The following is a 15093-nucleotide window of genomic DNA, read 5'->3' as shown; positions in this document are numbered from 1 at the left end:
AAGAAGGTCTCGGGAAGGCGGGGGCGTCCGGCCTCAGCTCCCATCGGTGATGACGGTGCCGCCATCCACCACCAGGGTTTGGCCGTTGATGAAGGCGCCGCCCGGGCTGGCCAGCAGCAGGGCGGGGCCGGCCACCTCATCCGGCGTGCCGGGGCGGCGCAGCGGGGTCATCTGCAGGCGGCGAGCCATGAAGCTGGCATCGGCCAGCAGCGGGCCGCTCAGCTCGGTGGCGATGAAACCCGGCGCGATGGCGTTGGTGCGGATGTGGTGCGGCCCCAGCTCCACCGCCAGGTTGCGCGCCAGCTGCGACAGCGCGGCCTTGGCCAGGGCGTAGGGGCCCAGTGCCTTGTTGCCGCGCAGGGCCGAGAGGCTGGACATGAGGATCAGGCTGCCGCCGCCGCGCGCCTGCAGGTGCGGCACCGCCAGCGCGCACAGGCGCACGATGCTGTCGAGGTTGATGTCCATGACCCGGCGGTAGGCCTCAGGGCTGGGGGCCAAGCTGCCTTGCATGGGGTCGCCCACGCCGGCGTTGGCCACCACCACGTCCAGCCCGCCATGGGCCTGCACGGTGGCCTGCACCAGGGCGGCCTGGGCGGCGTCGTCGCGCACATCGGCCACCTGGGCGGTGATGGGCAGGCCCAGGGCCTGCAGCTCGGCCTGGGCCTGGGCGCAGGCGGCGGCGTCTTCGCTGCTGATGACCACCTGGGCGCCGGCGCGGGCATAGGCTTCGGCGATGGCGCGGCCCAGGCCGCGGGTGCCGCCGGTGACCAGGGCCACCTTGCCAGCCAGGGAAAAGAGCGGGTCGCGCATGAGCGTGCTCATTCCAGTGTGATGGCGGCTTGGCGGATCACCTGGCCCCAGCGCTGCGCCTCTTGGCGGATGAAATCGCCAAAGGCCTCGGGGCTTTGCGGCGCCAGTGTCAGGCCCAGGGGCTGGTAGCGCTGCGCCACCTCAGGCGCCTGCAGCGCGGCCAGCAGGGCCTGGTGCAGGCGCGCCAGCACGGGCTCGGGCGTGCCGCGTCGCACCATCACGCCGTTCCAGCCGGGCAGGTTCAGCGCCGGCAGGCCCAGCTCGGCCACGGTGGGCACTTGCGGCAGCAGGCTCAGGCGCTGGTGGCTGCCCACCACGGCCAGGGCGCGCAATTTGCCATCGCGCACCAGCGGCAGGCTGGAGGGGGCCACGTCGCACATGAAGTCCAGGCGGCCGCCCAGCAGGTCTTGCAAGGCCGGGGCGGCGCCCTTGTAGGGCACATGGTTGAGCTTGGCGCCCAACTGGCGCTCCAGCATCTCGGTCCAGACATGCGGCTGGCTGCCCACGCCGTAAGAGCCGTAGCTGGGCGGCGGCCCGCGCCGGGCGGCCTGCACCAGGTCGTTCCAGTCCTTCCAGGGGCTGTTGGCGGGCACCACCACCAGCAGCGGGGTGAGCACCAGCCGGCTCAGGGGCTGGAAGTCGGCCAGGGTGTCGTAGTTGAGCTTGGGGTAGAGCGCGCCGTTCATCGCGAACGGGCCAATGTCGCCGTAGAACAGCGTGTGGCCATCGGCCGGCTGCTGTTTGACAAAGGCTGCGCCGATCTGGCCGCCCGCGCCGGGCCGGTTGTCCACCAGCACGGTCTGGCCCAGGGCGGTTTCCATCTTCTGGGCCAGCAGGCGCGAGAGGGCGTCACCAAAACCGCCGCTGGGGTAGGGCACCACCCAGGAGAGCGGGCGTTGGGGAAAGGCTTGGGCACGGGCGGCAGGGGCGGCCAGGCTGCCCAAGGCCAGGCCGGTGGCACAGGCCAAGGTCTGTCGCCGGGAGAGGTTGCAAGAGGTCATCGCGAGGAGTCAAAAGCGGTGGCAGGCCTGGCCGGCATCACCGGTGGGTGAAGGGGCCCAGCGCGGCGGCGATGGCGGGGTCGTACACCCCGTCTACCAGCACAAAGAGCATGCGGCAGGGCCGGCCGCTGCGGTTGGCCCAGGCGTGGTTGGTGCCGCGCTGCACCACCACGCTGCCGGGGCGGAGCTGCACCTCGCCCTCGTCCAGCACCAGGGTCAGTTCACCCTCGATGACCACGCCGTAGTCCACCGATTGGGTGCGGTGCATCAGCGGGTGGGGCGAGCCGGCCTGCACGGTGGAGGCGGCGGCGTCACCGAGCAGGCTGAAGGCGGCCTGCATGCGCGCAGCGCCGTGGGCCAGCAGCTCTTCGGTGTCGGGCGGGATGTCCACAAAGCGGATGCGGGTGCCGCCCGCAGGCGGCGGCAACATCAGCGGGCCGGTGCTGGGGTCGGGCCCGTTGTCCACGGGCGCCGGGGTGGCGGCGGTGCTCCAGACCTCGTGGAACACGGTGCCGGGCACGGCGGCGATCTCGGCCACCGTGGGCAGGGGGCCGTTGCTGGCCACCACGGCGCGGCCGTGGGCGTCGTGGCCGGTGACCACGCGGTGGATGGACGGGAAGGGGGAGGGGGCGCTCATCTCGGTGCTCACTCCACGGTGATCTGGTTGTCCTGCACCACCTTGGCCCAGCCGCGCGCGTCCTCGGCCAAGAACTGGCGGAAGGTGGCCGGGCTGCCGCCCGCAGGCAGCAGGCCCCAGCCGCTGAGCTTGGCGCGGAACTCCGGCAGGGCCATGACCTTGTCGGACAGGCTCACCAGGGTAGCCAGCACGTCGTCCGGCAGGCCCTTGGGGGCAAACAGGCCGTGCCACGAGGTGCCCTCAAAGCCGGGCACCTGCAAGGCCAGGGGCGCCAGGCCGGGCAGCGCGTCGACCGGGGTGGCGCTGGTCAGGCCCAGGCCGCGCAGCCGCCCGCCGGCCAGGTTGCCGATGGCGGTGGTGCTGGCGTCCAGCGCCACGTCAATGCGGCCGGCCGCCAGGTCGGTGATGAAGGCGTCCTTGTAGGGCACATGGGTGAGGCTGATGCCGAGTTGGTTGAACAGCCGCGCCAAGACCACATGCAACGAGGTGCCGATGCCGGCGCTGGCGTAGGTGAGCGCGCCGGGGCGGGCCTTGGCTTCGCGCACCAGGTCGGCCACGCTGCGGATCTTGGAATCGGCCCCGGTCATCAGCACCAGCGGCACGGTCAGGATGCGCTGCACCGGCGTGAAGTCCTCCAGCTTGTACGGCAGCTTGCGGTACACGAAGGGGTTGATGGAGAAGGTGTTGTTGACCGTCCAGTACAGGGTGTAGCCGTCGGCCGGGGCTTGGGCCACCGCCTGGGTGGCGATGATGGTGGCCGCACCCGGCTTGTTCTCGATCACCACCGCCTGGCCGGCGAACTTGGCGAAGTGCTCGGCCCACTGGCGGGCCACCACATCGGGCGAGGTGCCCGCCGGGAAGGGCACCACCAGCCGGATGGGCTTGGCCGGGTAGTGCGCCTGGGCTTGGGCGGCCCCGGGCAGCAGGGCAGCGCCGGCCATGGCGCTGGCGCCCAGGCTCAGGCCCTGGGCCAGCAGCGTGCGGCGGCGGCGGTCAACCACAGCATCAACATCAGCGCGCATGGCTCACTCCTCGATGATGGCGACGGCGCGGGTCCAGCCGGCGCTGGCACCGCGGATCTTGTGCGGGAAGCAGCTCACGGTGAAGCCGTGGGCGGGCAGGGCTTCCAGGTTGTGCAGCTTTTCCAGGTGGCAGTAGCCGATGTCGCGGCCGGCCTTGTGGCCTTCCCAGATCAGGGATTTGTCGCCCGTCTCGGCCACCTTCTTGGCGGTGTAGCTGAAGGGGGCGTCCCAGCTCCAGGCGTCGGTGCCGGTCAGGCGCACGCCGCGCTCCAGCAGGTACATGGTGGCTTCGTAGCCCATGCCGCAGCCGGCGCTGACAAAGTCGTTGTGGCCGTAGCGGCTGCCGGCGCGGGTGTTGACCAGCACGATGTCCAGCGGCTGCAGTTCCCAGCCGATGCGGCGCAGCTCGGCCTCCACATCGGCGGCCGTGGCCACGTAGCCGTCAGGGAAGTGGCGGAAATCCAGCTTCACGCCGGGCTGCAGGCACCAGTCCAGCGGCACCTGGTCAATGGTGATGCTGGGCTTGGCGCCGCCGTTCTTGGCGTCTTGGGTGCTGTGGAAGTGCCAGGGCGCGTCCAGGTGGGTGCCACTGTGGGTGGTGCAGGTCACCCATTCGGCGGCGGCGGCCTCGCCGTCGGGGTAGTCCTCGGCCTGGGTGCCGGGGATCATGGCCATGAACTCGTGCAGCGTGTCCTGGTGCTTCTGGTAGGTGATCTTGGGCGCCAGGGGCGGCGGGTCGGAGAGCACGTCGTTTTCCAGGTAGATCGACAGGTCGATCAGGCGGCGGGCGGCGCGGGGCGGGCGTTGGGCCATGGGGGGTTCTCGGCGGGGTCAGGGGTGAAGGACGGACAGGCGCAGCGCCATGGGGGCTGCGCCTGGCGCGGTGCAAGGGACGGCCGCCGCGGCGGCCGAAGGCGGGGTCATCGCGTGCCGGTGGCGGGTGCGGGCCGGCTCAGCCGTGCGGCTGGGCGTGGGGCGCCCCGGTGGACGCCGCGGGCGCAGCGCGTTCAGGCCGCACTTGCAGAAAGCAGCCCACGGCCACCAGCCCGATCAGCACCGCCGCGGCGCCCAGGCTGGCGTAGCCCTGCGTTTGCACCAGGGTGCCGCCCACGATGGGGCCCAGGGCGGCGCCCACCATCAGCATGGCGGGGGTGGCGGCCAGGGCGCGGCCGGTGGGGTCCAGCCGGGCCAGCGCGCCAAAGGCGAAGGTGTGGGTGAAGATCATCACCGCCGCAAACACCGAGGCCGCCGCCGCATAGGGCAGAAACTCGGTGCTGGTCATGATGACCGCGCACAGGGCCGATTGCAGCAACGGTCCGGCCACCAGCACCGCGCGGGTGGGCAGGCGCCTCTCCAGCACGGCGGCCAGGGCGGCCGGGAACAGGTTGACCACGCCCAGGGCGATGAGCACGCCGGTGACGGCGGCCAGGCCAAAGCCGCGGTGGTCGCCCACCCGCTCCAGGAAGCTGAAGGTCATGGCCTGGGTCAGGCCCATGGCGCCCAGGCCCACCATGCCGGCCCACACCGCACCCGACAGCGGGGCGCGCAGCGCGGGGCCGCGCGCCACGCCCTGCGCGGCCAGATCCGGCGAGGGAAAGGCCCAGGCGGCGAACACGGCGCCCACGGCCATCACGCCGGCAAACTCGATGAACAGCATGGCGCCGCCCAAGCGTTCGGCGGTGGCGGCCACCAGGGCGGGGGTGGCGCCCAGGAACAGGATGGCGAACACGCCCAACGCCATGCCCACCAGGGCGAACAGGCGGTGCGGCCGGCCGCTGCGGGCGATGGTGCCGTGCGTCACGCTCAGCGCGGCGCCGGTGGCCAGCCCCGCCACCGCATGCAGCACGGCCATGCCGGCGTAGGGCAGGTCCAGGAGGGCGACCGTGGCGAAGGCGGCGGCAGCCACGCCAAAGCCGGCACTGGCCACCAGGCGGCCGGGCAGGCGGTCAAAGCGCGGGGCCACCACCAGGCTGGCCACCACCGCGCCGGCCAGAAAAAGCGTGGCCAGCAGGCCGGCCTGCTGGGGCTGCAGCCCGTAGCGGGCCACCAGGGTGCCCACCCAGACGGGCAGGGCCACCAGATCGATCATGCCGGCGCAGTGCGCCACCATGAGGGCAAGGCGTCCGCGGACGCTGTCGGTTCGGGTCATCAGGCTGTCTCCTGGAGGGGGCTGTCGTTCCGGCCGCCTGGAGGGGGAGCAAGGCGGCCGGGCACCGGGGGGCGGTGTTCAGGTGGCGGTGGCGGCGCGTCCGCCGGGTACCGTCTTGGACGCAGCGGTGGTGGCCGCGGCCGAGCCAAGCGGCGCCAGCGCCGCCGGCTTGAGCAGGAAGTGGGCAAGCGCGGGCAGCAGCACCAGGGCGCCGAGCATGTTCCACAAGAACATGAAGGCCAGCAGCAGGCCCATGTCGGCCTGGAACTTGATGGGGCTGCCCACCCAGGTGATCACGCCAATGGCCAGGGTGATGCCGGTGAGCATGACCACCTTGCCGGTGAACAGCAGCGCGCGGTGGTAGGCCTGCGACAGGCTGGCGCCCTGGCGCAGCTCCGTCAGCGTGACCGACAGGATGTAGAGCGCATAGTCCACGCCGATGCCCACGCCCAGGGCGATGACGGGCAGGGTGGCCACCTTCACGCCCAGGCCCAGGGCCACCATCAGCGCCTCGGCCAGGAAGCTGGTGAGCACCAGCGGCAGCACCGCCACCACCACCGCCCGCCAGGAGCGGAAGGTGATGAAACACAGCGCCACCACGGCCGCGTAGACCAACAGCAGCATGCGGGTCCACGATTCATGCACCACGATGTTGGTGGCGGCCTCGATGCCGGCGGAGCCGGCGGCCAGCAGGAACTTCACGTCGGCCGTGTCATTGGCGGCGGCAAAGGCCTCCACATGGCGCACCACGCCGGCCAGGGTGTCGGCCTTGTGGTCCTTGAGGAAGGTGCTGAGCACCAGCAGGCTGCAGGCGTCGTTGTAGAGGCCGCGCGGCGCGCCGGCGGTCACGGTGTTGAGCATGTCCTGGTTGGGCAGGAACTCGTACCACTTGGGGTTGCCCTCGTTCAGGCCGGTGAGCACGCGGCGGTTGAGCAGGGCCAGCGAGTTGGTGCTGTCCACGCCGGGCAGTTGGCGCAGCTCCCACTCCAGCGCGTCCACCTTGTTGAGCGTCTCCAGCGCGGAGCAGCCGCCCTCGGGCGTCTTGACCATGATGGCCAGCACGTCGGAGCCGGCACCGTAGGCCTGGTTGAGGTAGGCCACGTCGCGGTTGTAGCGGCTGTCGGCGCGCAGCTCGGGGGCGCCCGGGTCCAGGTCGCCAATCTTGAGCTGGGTGCTCAGTGCAAAGCCGGCGGCGCCCAGCAGGGCCGAGACCACCAACGTGCCGGTGGCCCAGCGGCGCTGGGTGAAGCGGTCCAGCACCGCCCACAGGCCGGCCTGGGGCTTGAAGCGTCCGCTGTTTTCGCTGGCGTCGCCGCTGGCGGCCAGGGCGGCGGCTTCGTCGCGCAGGCTGCGCTGGGCGGCCTTCGGGCTCACGCCGGTGAAGCTCAGCAGGATGGGCAGCAGGATCAGGTTGGTGAAGATCAGCACGCCCACGCCCAGGCTGGCGGCAATGGCCAGCTCGCGGATGGCCTGGATGTCGATCAGCAGCAGCACCGCAAAGCCCACGGCGTCGGCCAGCAGGGCGGTCAGGCCGGCCAGGAACAGGCGGCGGAAGGTGAAGCGCGCGGCCACCAGCCGGTGCATGCCGCGGCCGATGTCCTGCATGATGCCGTTCATCTTCTGCGCGCCGTGGCTCATGCCAATGGCAAACACCAGAAAGGGCACCAGGATGGAGTACGGGTCCAGCGCAAAGCCCAGGGCCGGCAGCAGGCCCAGCTGCCACACCACGGCGGTGAGCGAGGCCGCCACCACCAGCACCGTGGAGCGCACGCAGCGGGTGTAGCCATAGACCATGGCGGTGGCGATGGCCACCGCCAGGGCGAAGAAGCCCAGCACGTCGCGCACGCCTTCGATCAGGTCACCCACCAGCTTGGCAAAGCCGGTGATGTGGATTTCCACGCCCCTGGGCTCGTACTTGGCGCGCAGGGCTTCGAGCTTGTCGGCCAGTGCGGCATAGTCCAGAGGCCGGCCTTCGGCGTCTTGCGCCTGCAGCGGCACGAAGATCACGCTGGAGCGACCGTCCAGCGCCACCAGCTGGCCGATCTCACCCGAGCGGGCGATGTTGGCGCGCAGCTTTTGCAGGCTCTCCGGCCCACCGTCGTAGCCGTCGGGGATGACCGGGCCGCCTTCCAGGCCCTCCTCGGTCACGCCCACCCAGCGGGTGCTCGGGGTCCACAGGCTCTTCATCTGCATGCGGGACACCCCGGGCAGCAGGAAGACCTCGTCGCTCAGCTGGCGCAGGGTGTCCAGGTACTGGGCGTCATACAAGTCGCCCTTGGGGTTGGCCACCGCGATGCGCACCGCATTGCCCAGGCCCTGCAGGTCCTTCTGGTGGGCCAGGTAGTTCTGGATGTAGGGGTGGGTGGCCGGGATGGTCTTCTCGAAGCTGGCGGCCAGGCGCAGGTGGGTGGCCTGCCAGCCCAGCAGCAGCGTGACCAGCGCGCACAGCAGCAGCACGATGTGCCGGTGGTTGAACAGGGCCCGCTCGATGAGCGAGCCCGAGCGGGGGTCGAAGCCGGCCAGCGAGGCGGCCGGGGTGGGCGTGTGGGAATGCATGGGGCGGGCCTTGGTGGGCGGACGGGGCAAGGCGGGCTCAGCGGCCCAGGCTCAGGCGCTGCGCGCCCTGGATCGACAGGGCCAGCAACTGGTCGCCCGCCAGGGGCAGCAGGGCGGTGAGCGGCGGCTGCGGGGGCAGCGGCAGGGGCTGCAGGCGGCCGTCGGCCTCCAGGCTGAGCACCATGCCGGCCTGGTTGGCCAGCAGCACCCGGCCATCGGTCTGCTGGGCCGAGGCGGTGAAACTCACCGGCACCGGGGTGGTCAGGGCCTGCCAGGTGGCGCCGCCGTCGGTGGAGCGCCAGGCGTTGCCGCGCAAGCCGGCCACCAGCAGGCTGCCATCGGCGGGTAGCTCGGCGGTGAAGAAGCTGCCGTTGTAGGGCAGGGTCAGGCGGCGGAAGTTCTGGCCGCCGTCGCTGGAATGCAGCACCGTGCCCTGCTCGCCGGCGATCAACCACTGCGCGCCCCGCTGGCGGATGGCGTAGAGGTGCAGCTCCTTGGGGTTGTCGGCGGGCTTGAGCCAGCGCCGCCAGGTCTTGCCGGCGTCATCGCTGGCCAGGGCCAGGCCGTAGGCGCCCACCACACGCAGCTGGTCGGGGCCGGGCATCAGCACGTCCAGCCAGGGCTTGTCGGGCCCGTCGGCCACCAGGCGCTCGGCCGACTGCAGGGCGGCCGGCTCGCCGCTGGCCTGCGCGGCCTCGCGCAGCAGCGCGGCGGCGCGCACGCCGTCCAGCAGCTGGCGCCAGGTCTGGCCGGCATCGGCCGTGGCCAGTACCACGCCGCCATGGCCCACGGCCACGCCGCGCTGGGCATCGGCAAAGCGCACGGCGGTCAGGCCCGTGCTCACCGGGCTGGGCCGTTGGCTCCAGCTCTGCCCTTGGTTGGTGGAGACCAGGATCAGCCCGCGCTCGCCCACGGCCACCAGGCGGTCGCCCGCGGTGGCCACCGCCTGCAACACCGAGCGCGGCCCCAGGGCGGTGGACACGGCCGGCCGCTGCAGCGCCGGGGTGGTGGCCGATGCCGCGGCCGTGGCGGCCAGCGCAGGCCGGGTCAGGTCAGCCAGCAGGGTACCGGTGGTGGCTGCGGCCAGGGTAGCGCCCAGGGCCAGCCAGCTGCGCCGGTTCAGTGCCCGGTCGGGCAGGCAGGCCGCGGCCGGGGCCGGGGAGGAGGTGGGCGCGCCGGGCAAGGCGCTGCCCTGGCGGCCCGTGGGCGCCATCGGCAGGGGGGGCATGGTGCTGCTTGTCTCTCGGGTGCGCCGCGCCGGATCCAGCGGCCTCGGCCCCGACGCGCCCGGGGCGGCGCGCCGTGCCGAGGGCCGGCTGACCCGGCGCGGTGGGTGCTTGATCCAGCCCAAAGACTGGAGAGGGCACCTCGGTTAAGCGGATACCGAGAGGTTACGAATGCCCCAGCCATTCACCAAATGGTTTGCGTCCATCCTTGCTTTCGATGAAATCAATAGGACGGGGGTTTGCCCGCAGCGCGGGCGGCCGGTGGTGGGCGGGGGGGTGGCGACGGTGCACCCGCCTGGGGGCGGCGGCCCTAAGGGAGCGCCTCAAGCCGTGGGCAGCGGCGTGCCAATGCCGGTGATATGCACCAGCAGCTTGAGGAAGTAGCCGCCGTTGAACTCCTGCAGGGCCATGCGCAGGGCCGGGCTGAGGGAGTCGAAGCGGTCGGTGTTGCCCAAGCATCGGGCGGCCGGGTGGCAGACCCCAGGCGTCTGCTGGCTCAGGTTCACCAGTAGAGCGGCAAGCTGCAGACATCTGGACGCTGGAAAACCCTCATTAGGTTGATATATCAACCAGTTGATACTACAAACATGAACACGATGACCCTCACCGTCCAGTCGGTGGACGCTGTGGCCACTGGCGTGCGCCAAGTGGTGCTGGCCGCGCCGGATGGCGCCGAGCTGCCGGCCTTTACGGCCGGCGCCCATGTGGAGCTGCACTTGCCGGGTGGCCTGCTGCGCGCCTACTCCCTGTGCAACCCGCCCTGGGAGCGCCATCGCTATGTGCTGGGCGTGCTGCACGCGGCCGACTCGCGTGGCGGCTCGGCCGCGGTGCATGCCCTGCAACCGGGGCAGGTGCTGCGGGTGGGCGCGCCGCGCAACCACTTTGCGCTGCTGCCGGCGCCGCACACGGTGCTGCTGGCCGGCGGCATTGGCATCACGCCGCTGCTGGCCATGGCCGAGGTGCTGGAGGCGACTGGCGCCGCCTGGGAACTTCACCACGCCTGCCGCAGCGCCGACCGCGCCGCCTTCAGCCCGGCGCTGGCCGCGCGCCTGCCGGCGGGCCGGGTGCACCTGCATCTGGGAGAGGGGACCACTGCGCGCCTGGGCCTGGGGGCTCGCCTGCGCCAGGTGCCGGCGGGCAGCCGGGTCTATGCCTGCGGGCCGACGGGTTTTATGGCGGCGCTGCAGGCTGAGGCCGCAGCGGCCGGCTGGCCCCCCGACCACTTTCATACCGAGGCATTTGGCGCCGCCGCGCCCACTGTTGGCGACCAGCCTTTCACCCTACGCCTGTCGCGCAGCGGGCGGACGGTGTCGGTCGCGGCCGACCAGACGGCCCTGCAGGCCCTGCTGGCCGCCGGCCTGCCGGTGGAGAGCTCTTGCGAGGCGGGCGTGTGCGGCAGCTGCCTGCTGCCGCTGCTGGGTGGCCAGGCTGACCACCGCGACAGCTACCTCACCCCGGCCGAGCAGGCTGCGCAAGACCGCTTTGCCCCTTGTTGTTCGCGCGCCCGCAGCGCGGAGTTGCTGTTGGACCTTTGACCCCCAAACGCCCCATCCCACCCGAAGGAGACCCCATGACCGCCTGTGCCGCCGCCTGTGCCGACGCCCCCAGCGACGAGACCCTGGCCCGCCGCTACCCGCTGGACCGCTGGTACGTGGCCGGCTTTGCCGATGAACTGAAGGACCAGCCCCTGGGCCGACGCTTCCTGGACCAGCCGGTGGTCATGTTCCGCACCCCGGATGGCCAGGTGGCCGCGCTGGAAGACCGCTGCTGCCACCGCAGCCTGCCGCTGTCCCGCGGCACGCTGGAGGGCCAAGGCCTGCGCTGCGGCTACCACGGCCTGCTGTTTGACGCCCTGGGCCGCTGCCTGGAGATCCCGGGCCAGCCCAAGGTGCCCACCAAGGCGCGGGTGCGCGCCTATCACCTGCGCGAGAAGGACCACATCCTCTGGATCTGGATGCCCCGCCAGGCGGGCACCGCCCCCATCTGCGAGCCGCCCGATTACCCCGTTCACGACGATCCGCGGTACCGCTTTGGCCATGGCAGCTACCACTACAACGCCCCCTGGCAGCTCATCCACGACAACTTGCTGGACCTGAGCCATCTGGGCTACGTGCACCTCAAGACCATTGGCGGCAATGCCCGCCTGCACATGAACGCGCCCACCCGCGTCAGCAGCGAAGGCCTTGGCGTGACCGTGGTGCGGCACATGGCGGGCTCCACCCCGCCGCCCACCTACCGGGCCGCCTGGCCGTTTGGCGAGACCTGCGACCGCTGGCAAGAGATCGTGTTCCAGCCCAGCCACCTGGCCATCTGGACCGGGGCCATGGCCCCGGGCGAGGCGGCGCTGGACGATCCGGCGCGCGGGGGCTTCCACATGCGCGGCTTCCACGGCATCACACCCGAATCCGAGACCACCGCGCACTACTTCTGGAGCATGTCGGCCAATCGCCACCCCGACCTGCCCGACACCCTGTCCACCGTGATCGAGCAGACGCGCTTCACCTTTGACGAGGACAAGGGCGTGATCGAGTCGCAATGGGCCGCCATGCAGCGCAGCGGCGGCCCCAGCGCCTGGGTGGACATCCACACCGATGCGGGCGGGGTGCGGGCGCGCCGCGTGATCAGCGGCCTGATTGCGGCCCAGCAGGTTGCGGCCGGGGCGGCAGACCTGAGCCCATCCGCGGCCGCCGGCGCGGTGGACGGCGTGGTGGCCTGAAGGCCGCGCCCGCTGGGTCCCGTGGGCGTCAAGCCCCGGGGGCCGTGTCGTCGTCCTCGGGGTCCGCAGGCTCTGGGTTGCCACTGGCCGGGCGGCCCACGCCGCGTGCCCGCAGCGCCTTGACCTCCGCAGCGGTGGCGGCCTCCACCGCCGGCAGGTTCTCGTGCAGGCGGCGCAGCAGGCCCAGCAGCGTGGCCTGTTCCTGGGCGTCGAGCACGTTCAGGAACACCTGCTCGCGCAGCAGCGCCAGGTGCAGGATCTGGTCATGCAGGGCGCGGCCCTCGGGCGTGAGCGTGGCCAGGCGCAGGCGGCCATCCTGCTCATCCAGCCCCAGGCGGATCAGGCCGCGAGCCTGCATCTGCTTGAAGCAGCGGCTCACCGCACCCTTGTCCAACCCGATCACCCGCGACACCTGCTGGGCCGAGACCGAACCCTCCACCGCCAGCAGCACCAGGCAGCGCCAGGTCTCGATGCCCACGTCAAACAGCGCCAGGTAGTGCTGCGACGCCCCGCGCGAGAGCTTGTTGGCGATCCACGTCAAGTAGGCCGGCACGTAGTGGTCCAGGTCCACCACCCGGCGCGCGCCCTCGGGGGCCGGCGCGGCCACGGGCGGGTTTGGGGCTTCGGGGGCGGGGTTGCGGCGTCGGCTGGGCATGGTCGGCGCGCAATGTACCGCAGGCCCCCGCGCCGGCCCTGCGCCGGCCGGGAAAGTCCGCAGAAAAATGGACAAATCAAATGGTTGACATATCAACTCATTGACGACACCATTTGTTCCACATCAAACACGGTGCACGCCCGTGCGCCCCAGGCCCGGCCACCCCGGGCAGGAGACAGCCATGACATCCCGATTTCCTCTCCCGTCTTCGCCCTTGGCGTGGACCACCGCCACCTGCGCTGCGCTGCCGCGCCGCACCGTGCTGGCCGCTGGGGCCGGCCTGGCGGCCGGGCTGGCGCTGCCGGGCGTGGCCCAGGCGCAGCGTGGCCCCGTGCGCATTGGCATCCTGGGGCCGTTCTCGGGCCCCTTTGCCCACTACGGCGGCCTGTTCAAGGGCGGGGCCGAGGCCTATCTGGCCAGCCAGGGCGGCAAGCTGGGCGGCCACGCAGTGGAGCTGCTCTACCGCGACACCGGTGGCCCCAACCCGGCCCAGACCCGCAGCCTAGTGCAGGAGCTGATCGTCAAAGACAAGGTGGATTACCTGGGCGGCTTCGTCTTCACGCCCAACGCCCTGGCCGCCGCGCCCCTGGTGCAGCAAAGCCAGACGCCGTGTGTGATCTTCAACGCCGCCACCTCGGCCATCACCGCCAAGAGCGACTACTTTCTGCGCACCAGCTACACCCTGTGGCAGGTGACGGTGCCGCTGGCGCAGTGGGCCGCCAAGAACGGCCTGAAGAAGGTGGTCACCGCCGTCACCGACTACGGCCCCGGCCTGGACGGCGAGGCCGCCTTCAAGGCCGAATTCCAGCGCCAAGGTGGCACTGTGGTCGAGAGCGTGCGCATGCCCATCGCCACCACCGACTTCACGCCCTTTCTGCAGCGCCTGAAGGCCAGCGGCGCGCAGGCGGTCTACACCTTTCTGCCCGGCGGCCCACCCACCTTGGGCTTCGTCAAGGCCTACCAGGAGAACGGCCTGGCCAAGGCCGGCCTGCGCCTGCTGGGCACAGCCGAAACCGACGAGTTTGACCTGCCCAAGCTGGGCGACGCCGCCTTGGGCTTGACCACCGCCTTCCACTACAGCGTGGGCGCACGACTCGGCCGTCAACCGGCAGTTCCTGGCGGCGCTGGCGGCCCAGCCCGGTGCACCGGTGGCCAACTACGCCTCGGTGGGCGCCTGGGATGGCCTGCACCTCATCGGCCAGATGATCGCCGCCACCGGCGGCCAGCGTGACGGCGCCAAGGCCCTGGCCGCCGCCAAGGGCCTGCAGTGGGAAAGCCCGCGCGGCCCTGTGAAGGTGGACCCCGCCACCCGCCACCTGGTGCAGAACGTGTACCTGCGCCAGGTGGAGCGCGCCCCCGGCGGCGCACTGGTGAACAAAGAGCTGCAGAGCTTTGGTCCGCAGCCCGACCACGGGCAAGGCCAGTGAGCCCGGACCCGGCCCCGATTTCTCAGGAACTGCCATGTTGCTGCTCAACATCCTGATCGACGGTCTGGCCTACGGCATGGTGCTGTTTGTCATCGCCGTGGGCCTGAGCGTCACCCTTGGGCTGATGCGTTTCGTCAACCTCAGCCATGGTGCGCTGGCCACGGTGGGCGGCTACCTGGCCGCTGTGTTCACCCGGGAGCTGGGTTGGCCCTTTTTGCCCGCCGTGGCCGCGGCCGTCTTGGGCTGTGGCCTGCTGGGCGCGGCGCTGGAGCAGGGCGTGCTGCGCCACCTCTACCGCCGCAGTGAACTCAGCCAGGTGCTGTTCACCATTGGGTTGAGCTTCTTTGCGGTGGCCAGCCTCAATGCCCTGGCCGGGCCGCAAGTGCAGCTCATCGCCTGGCCGGCCTGGCTGCAGCAGCCGGTGGACCTGGGCTTTCGCACCCTGCCGGCGCAGCGTCTGGCGGTCATCGTCTGCGGGCTGGCCGTGGCGGTGGGCGTGGGCTTTGTGGCCACGCGCACCCGCTTTGGTGTGTGGCTGCGCGCAGCGGTGGACCACCCCGAGGCCGCCGCCGCGCTGGGCATTCCCATTCGCCGCGTGCAGTGCCTGACCTTTGCGGCCGGCGCGGCCTTGGCCGGCCTGGGCGGCGTGCTCGGCGCCGAGCTGATGCCGCTGGAGCCCTATCACGCGCTCAAGTACCTGGTGCTGGTCTTGGTGGTGGTGGCCGTGGGCGGCATGGGCAGCGTGGCCGGCAGCCTGCTGGCTGCCGTGCTGCTGGGCACGGTAGACACCGCCGGCAAATACCTGACCGACGGTTGGGGCCCCGTGGCCTTCTTTGTGGCCATGGCCGCCCTGCTGGCCTGGCGCCCACACGGGCTGCTGCAGCGCGGCTGAAA

The 15093-nt window shown here is 71.6% G+C and carries 15 protein-coding genes; 5 read left to right on the top strand and 10 right to left on the bottom strand.

Annotation, left to right across the window (positions count from 1 at the left end; genetic code table 11):
• Window positions 1-33 precede the first annotated feature (33 nt).
• The 9 genes from G3A44_RS11545 to G3A44_RS11505 form a co-directional block, all read right to left on the bottom strand.
• Window positions 34-810 (bottom strand): SDR family NAD(P)-dependent oxidoreductase, encoded by a 777-nt coding sequence (locus G3A44_RS11545; protein WP_163457673.1) that lies wholly within the window; start codon window positions 808-810, stop codon window positions 34-36.
• Window positions 811-818: 8 nt separating this feature from the next.
• Window positions 819-1811, bottom strand: coding sequence for a Bug family tripartite tricarboxylate transporter substrate binding protein (locus G3A44_RS11540; protein ID WP_163457672.1), 993 nt, complete (start codon window positions 1809-1811; stop codon window positions 819-821).
• 37 nt (window positions 1812-1848) lie between these two features.
• Window positions 1849-2448, bottom strand: a complete 600-nt coding sequence (locus G3A44_RS11535; RefSeq protein ID WP_163457671.1) for a cupin domain-containing protein — start codon at window positions 2446-2448, stop codon at window positions 1849-1851.
• 8 nt (window positions 2449-2456) lie between these two features.
• Window positions 2457-3470, bottom strand: a complete 1014-nt coding sequence (locus G3A44_RS11530; protein ID WP_163457670.1) for a Bug family tripartite tricarboxylate transporter substrate binding protein — start codon at window positions 3468-3470, stop codon at window positions 2457-2459.
• Between the two features lie 3 nt (window positions 3471-3473).
• Window positions 3474-4283 carry a cyclase family protein gene (locus tag G3A44_RS11525; RefSeq protein ID WP_163457669.1) on the bottom strand — a complete coding sequence of 270 codons (810 nt, stop codon included), beginning with the start codon at window positions 4281-4283 and terminating at the stop codon, window positions 3474-3476.
• 139 nt (window positions 4284-4422) lie between these two features.
• Entirely contained in the window at window positions 4423-5619 is a 1197-nt protein-coding gene (locus G3A44_RS11520; RefSeq protein ID WP_163457668.1) for an MFS transporter, read from the bottom strand.
• A 78-nt stretch (window positions 5620-5697) separates the two neighbouring features.
• On the bottom strand, window positions 5698-8175 hold the full coding sequence (locus G3A44_RS11515; protein WP_163457667.1) for an efflux RND transporter permease subunit: 2478 nt from the start codon (window positions 8173-8175) through the stop codon (window positions 5698-5700).
• A gap of 37 nt (window positions 8176-8212) precedes the next feature.
• Window positions 8213-9403: a WD40/YVTN/BNR-like repeat-containing protein gene (locus tag G3A44_RS24090; RefSeq protein ID WP_163457666.1), complete on the bottom strand. Its 1191-nt coding sequence runs from the start codon at window positions 9401-9403 to the stop codon at window positions 8213-8215.
• Between the two features lie 321 nt (window positions 9404-9724).
• Window positions 9725-9907 carry a hypothetical protein gene (locus tag G3A44_RS11505; RefSeq protein WP_163457665.1) on the bottom strand — a complete coding sequence of 61 codons (183 nt, stop codon included), beginning with the start codon at window positions 9905-9907 and terminating at the stop codon, window positions 9725-9727.
• An 81-nt stretch (window positions 9908-9988) separates the two neighbouring features.
• Here G3A44_RS11505 and G3A44_RS24085 point away from each other — a divergent pair, with 81 nt between their 5' ends.
• On the top strand, window positions 9989-10936 hold the full coding sequence (locus G3A44_RS24085) for a PDR/VanB family oxidoreductase (protein ID WP_163457664.1): 948 nt from the start codon (window positions 9989-9991) through the stop codon (window positions 10934-10936).
• Window positions 10937-10971: 35 nt separating this feature from the next.
• Window positions 10972-12117 (top strand): Rieske 2Fe-2S domain-containing protein, encoded by a 1146-nt coding sequence (locus tag G3A44_RS11495; protein ID WP_163457663.1) that lies wholly within the window; start codon window positions 10972-10974, stop codon window positions 12115-12117.
• A gap of 28 nt (window positions 12118-12145) precedes the next feature.
• On the opposite strand, the gene G3A44_RS11490 is transcribed toward G3A44_RS11495, so the two are convergent.
• Entirely contained in the window at window positions 12146-12772 is a 627-nt protein-coding gene (locus tag G3A44_RS11490; protein WP_163457662.1) for a MarR family winged helix-turn-helix transcriptional regulator, read from the bottom strand.
• 181 nt (window positions 12773-12953) lie between these two features.
• Between G3A44_RS11490 and G3A44_RS11485 the strand changes: the two genes are divergently transcribed.
• From G3A44_RS11485 to G3A44_RS11480, 3 genes are read left to right on the top strand one after another with little or no spacing between them, the layout of a single operon-like run.
• The gene (locus G3A44_RS11485) at window positions 12954-14003 is read left to right on the top strand and encodes an ABC transporter substrate-binding protein (protein WP_203561378.1); all 1050 of its coding nucleotides are present in this window, start codon (window positions 12954-12956) and stop codon (window positions 14001-14003) included.
• A complete protein-coding gene (locus G3A44_RS23940; RefSeq protein ID WP_203561382.1) occupies window positions 13888-14199 on the top strand; it encodes an ABC transporter substrate-binding protein in 312 nt (103 codons plus the stop codon). Before G3A44_RS11485 ends, G3A44_RS23940 begins: the two co-directional genes overlap by 116 nt.
• Window positions 14200-14233: 34 nt before the next feature.
• Window positions 14234-15091: a branched-chain amino acid ABC transporter permease gene (locus tag G3A44_RS11480; RefSeq protein WP_163457661.1), complete on the top strand. Its 858-nt coding sequence runs from the start codon at window positions 14234-14236 to the stop codon at window positions 15089-15091.
• Window positions 15092-15093: the final 2 nt, after the last annotated feature.

The organism is Ideonella livida (assembly GCF_010499455.1).
GTDB classification, from domain to species: domain Bacteria; phylum Pseudomonadota; class Gammaproteobacteria; order Burkholderiales; family Burkholderiaceae_C; genus Ideonella; species Ideonella livida.
Note: the sequence above shows the minus strand (reverse complement) of the source record. Positions and strands in the feature narration are given on the sequence as shown.

Excerpts from the sequence above, each read along its gene's own strand:
- G3A44_RS11540 (WP_163457672.1), bottom strand. The coding sequence starts at position 1,811 with ATGACCTCTTGCAACCTCTCCCGGCGACAGACCTTGGCCTGTGCCACC.
- G3A44_RS11525 (WP_163457669.1), bottom strand. The coding sequence starts at position 4,283 with ATGGCCCAACGCCCGCCCCGCGCCGCCCGCCGCCTGATCGACCTGTCG.
- G3A44_RS24090 (WP_163457666.1), bottom strand. The coding sequence starts at position 9,403 with ATGCCCCCCCTGCCGATGGCGCCCACGGGCCGCCAGGGCAGCGCCTTG.
- G3A44_RS24085 (WP_163457664.1), top strand. The coding sequence starts at position 9,989 with ATGAACACGATGACCCTCACCGTCCAGTCGGTGGACGCTGTGGCCACT.
- G3A44_RS11490 (WP_163457662.1), bottom strand. The coding sequence starts at position 12,772 with ATGCCCAGCCGACGCCGCAACCCCGCCCCCGAAGCCCCAAACCCGCCC.
- G3A44_RS11515 (WP_163457667.1), bottom strand. The coding sequence starts at position 8,175 with ATGCATTCCCACACGCCCACCCCGGCCGCCTCGCTGGCCGGCTTCGAC.
- G3A44_RS11535 (WP_163457671.1), bottom strand. The coding sequence starts at position 2,448 with ATGAGCGCCCCCTCCCCCTTCCCGTCCATCCACCGCGTGGTCACCGGC.
- G3A44_RS11480 (WP_163457661.1), top strand. The coding sequence starts at position 14,234 with ATGTTGCTGCTCAACATCCTGATCGACGGTCTGGCCTACGGCATGGTG.
- G3A44_RS11495 (WP_163457663.1), top strand. The coding sequence starts at position 10,972 with ATGACCGCCTGTGCCGCCGCCTGTGCCGACGCCCCCAGCGACGAGACC.
- G3A44_RS11545 (WP_163457673.1), bottom strand. The coding sequence starts at position 810 with ATGCGCGACCCGCTCTTTTCCCTGGCTGGCAAGGTGGCCCTGGTCACC.
- G3A44_RS11520 (WP_163457668.1), bottom strand. The coding sequence starts at position 5,619 with ATGACCCGAACCGACAGCGTCCGCGGACGCCTTGCCCTCATGGTGGCG.
- G3A44_RS11530 (WP_163457670.1), bottom strand. The coding sequence starts at position 3,470 with ATGCGCGCTGATGTTGATGCTGTGGTTGACCGCCGCCGCCGCACGCTG.
- G3A44_RS11485 (WP_203561378.1), top strand. The coding sequence starts at position 12,954 with ATGACATCCCGATTTCCTCTCCCGTCTTCGCCCTTGGCGTGGACCACC.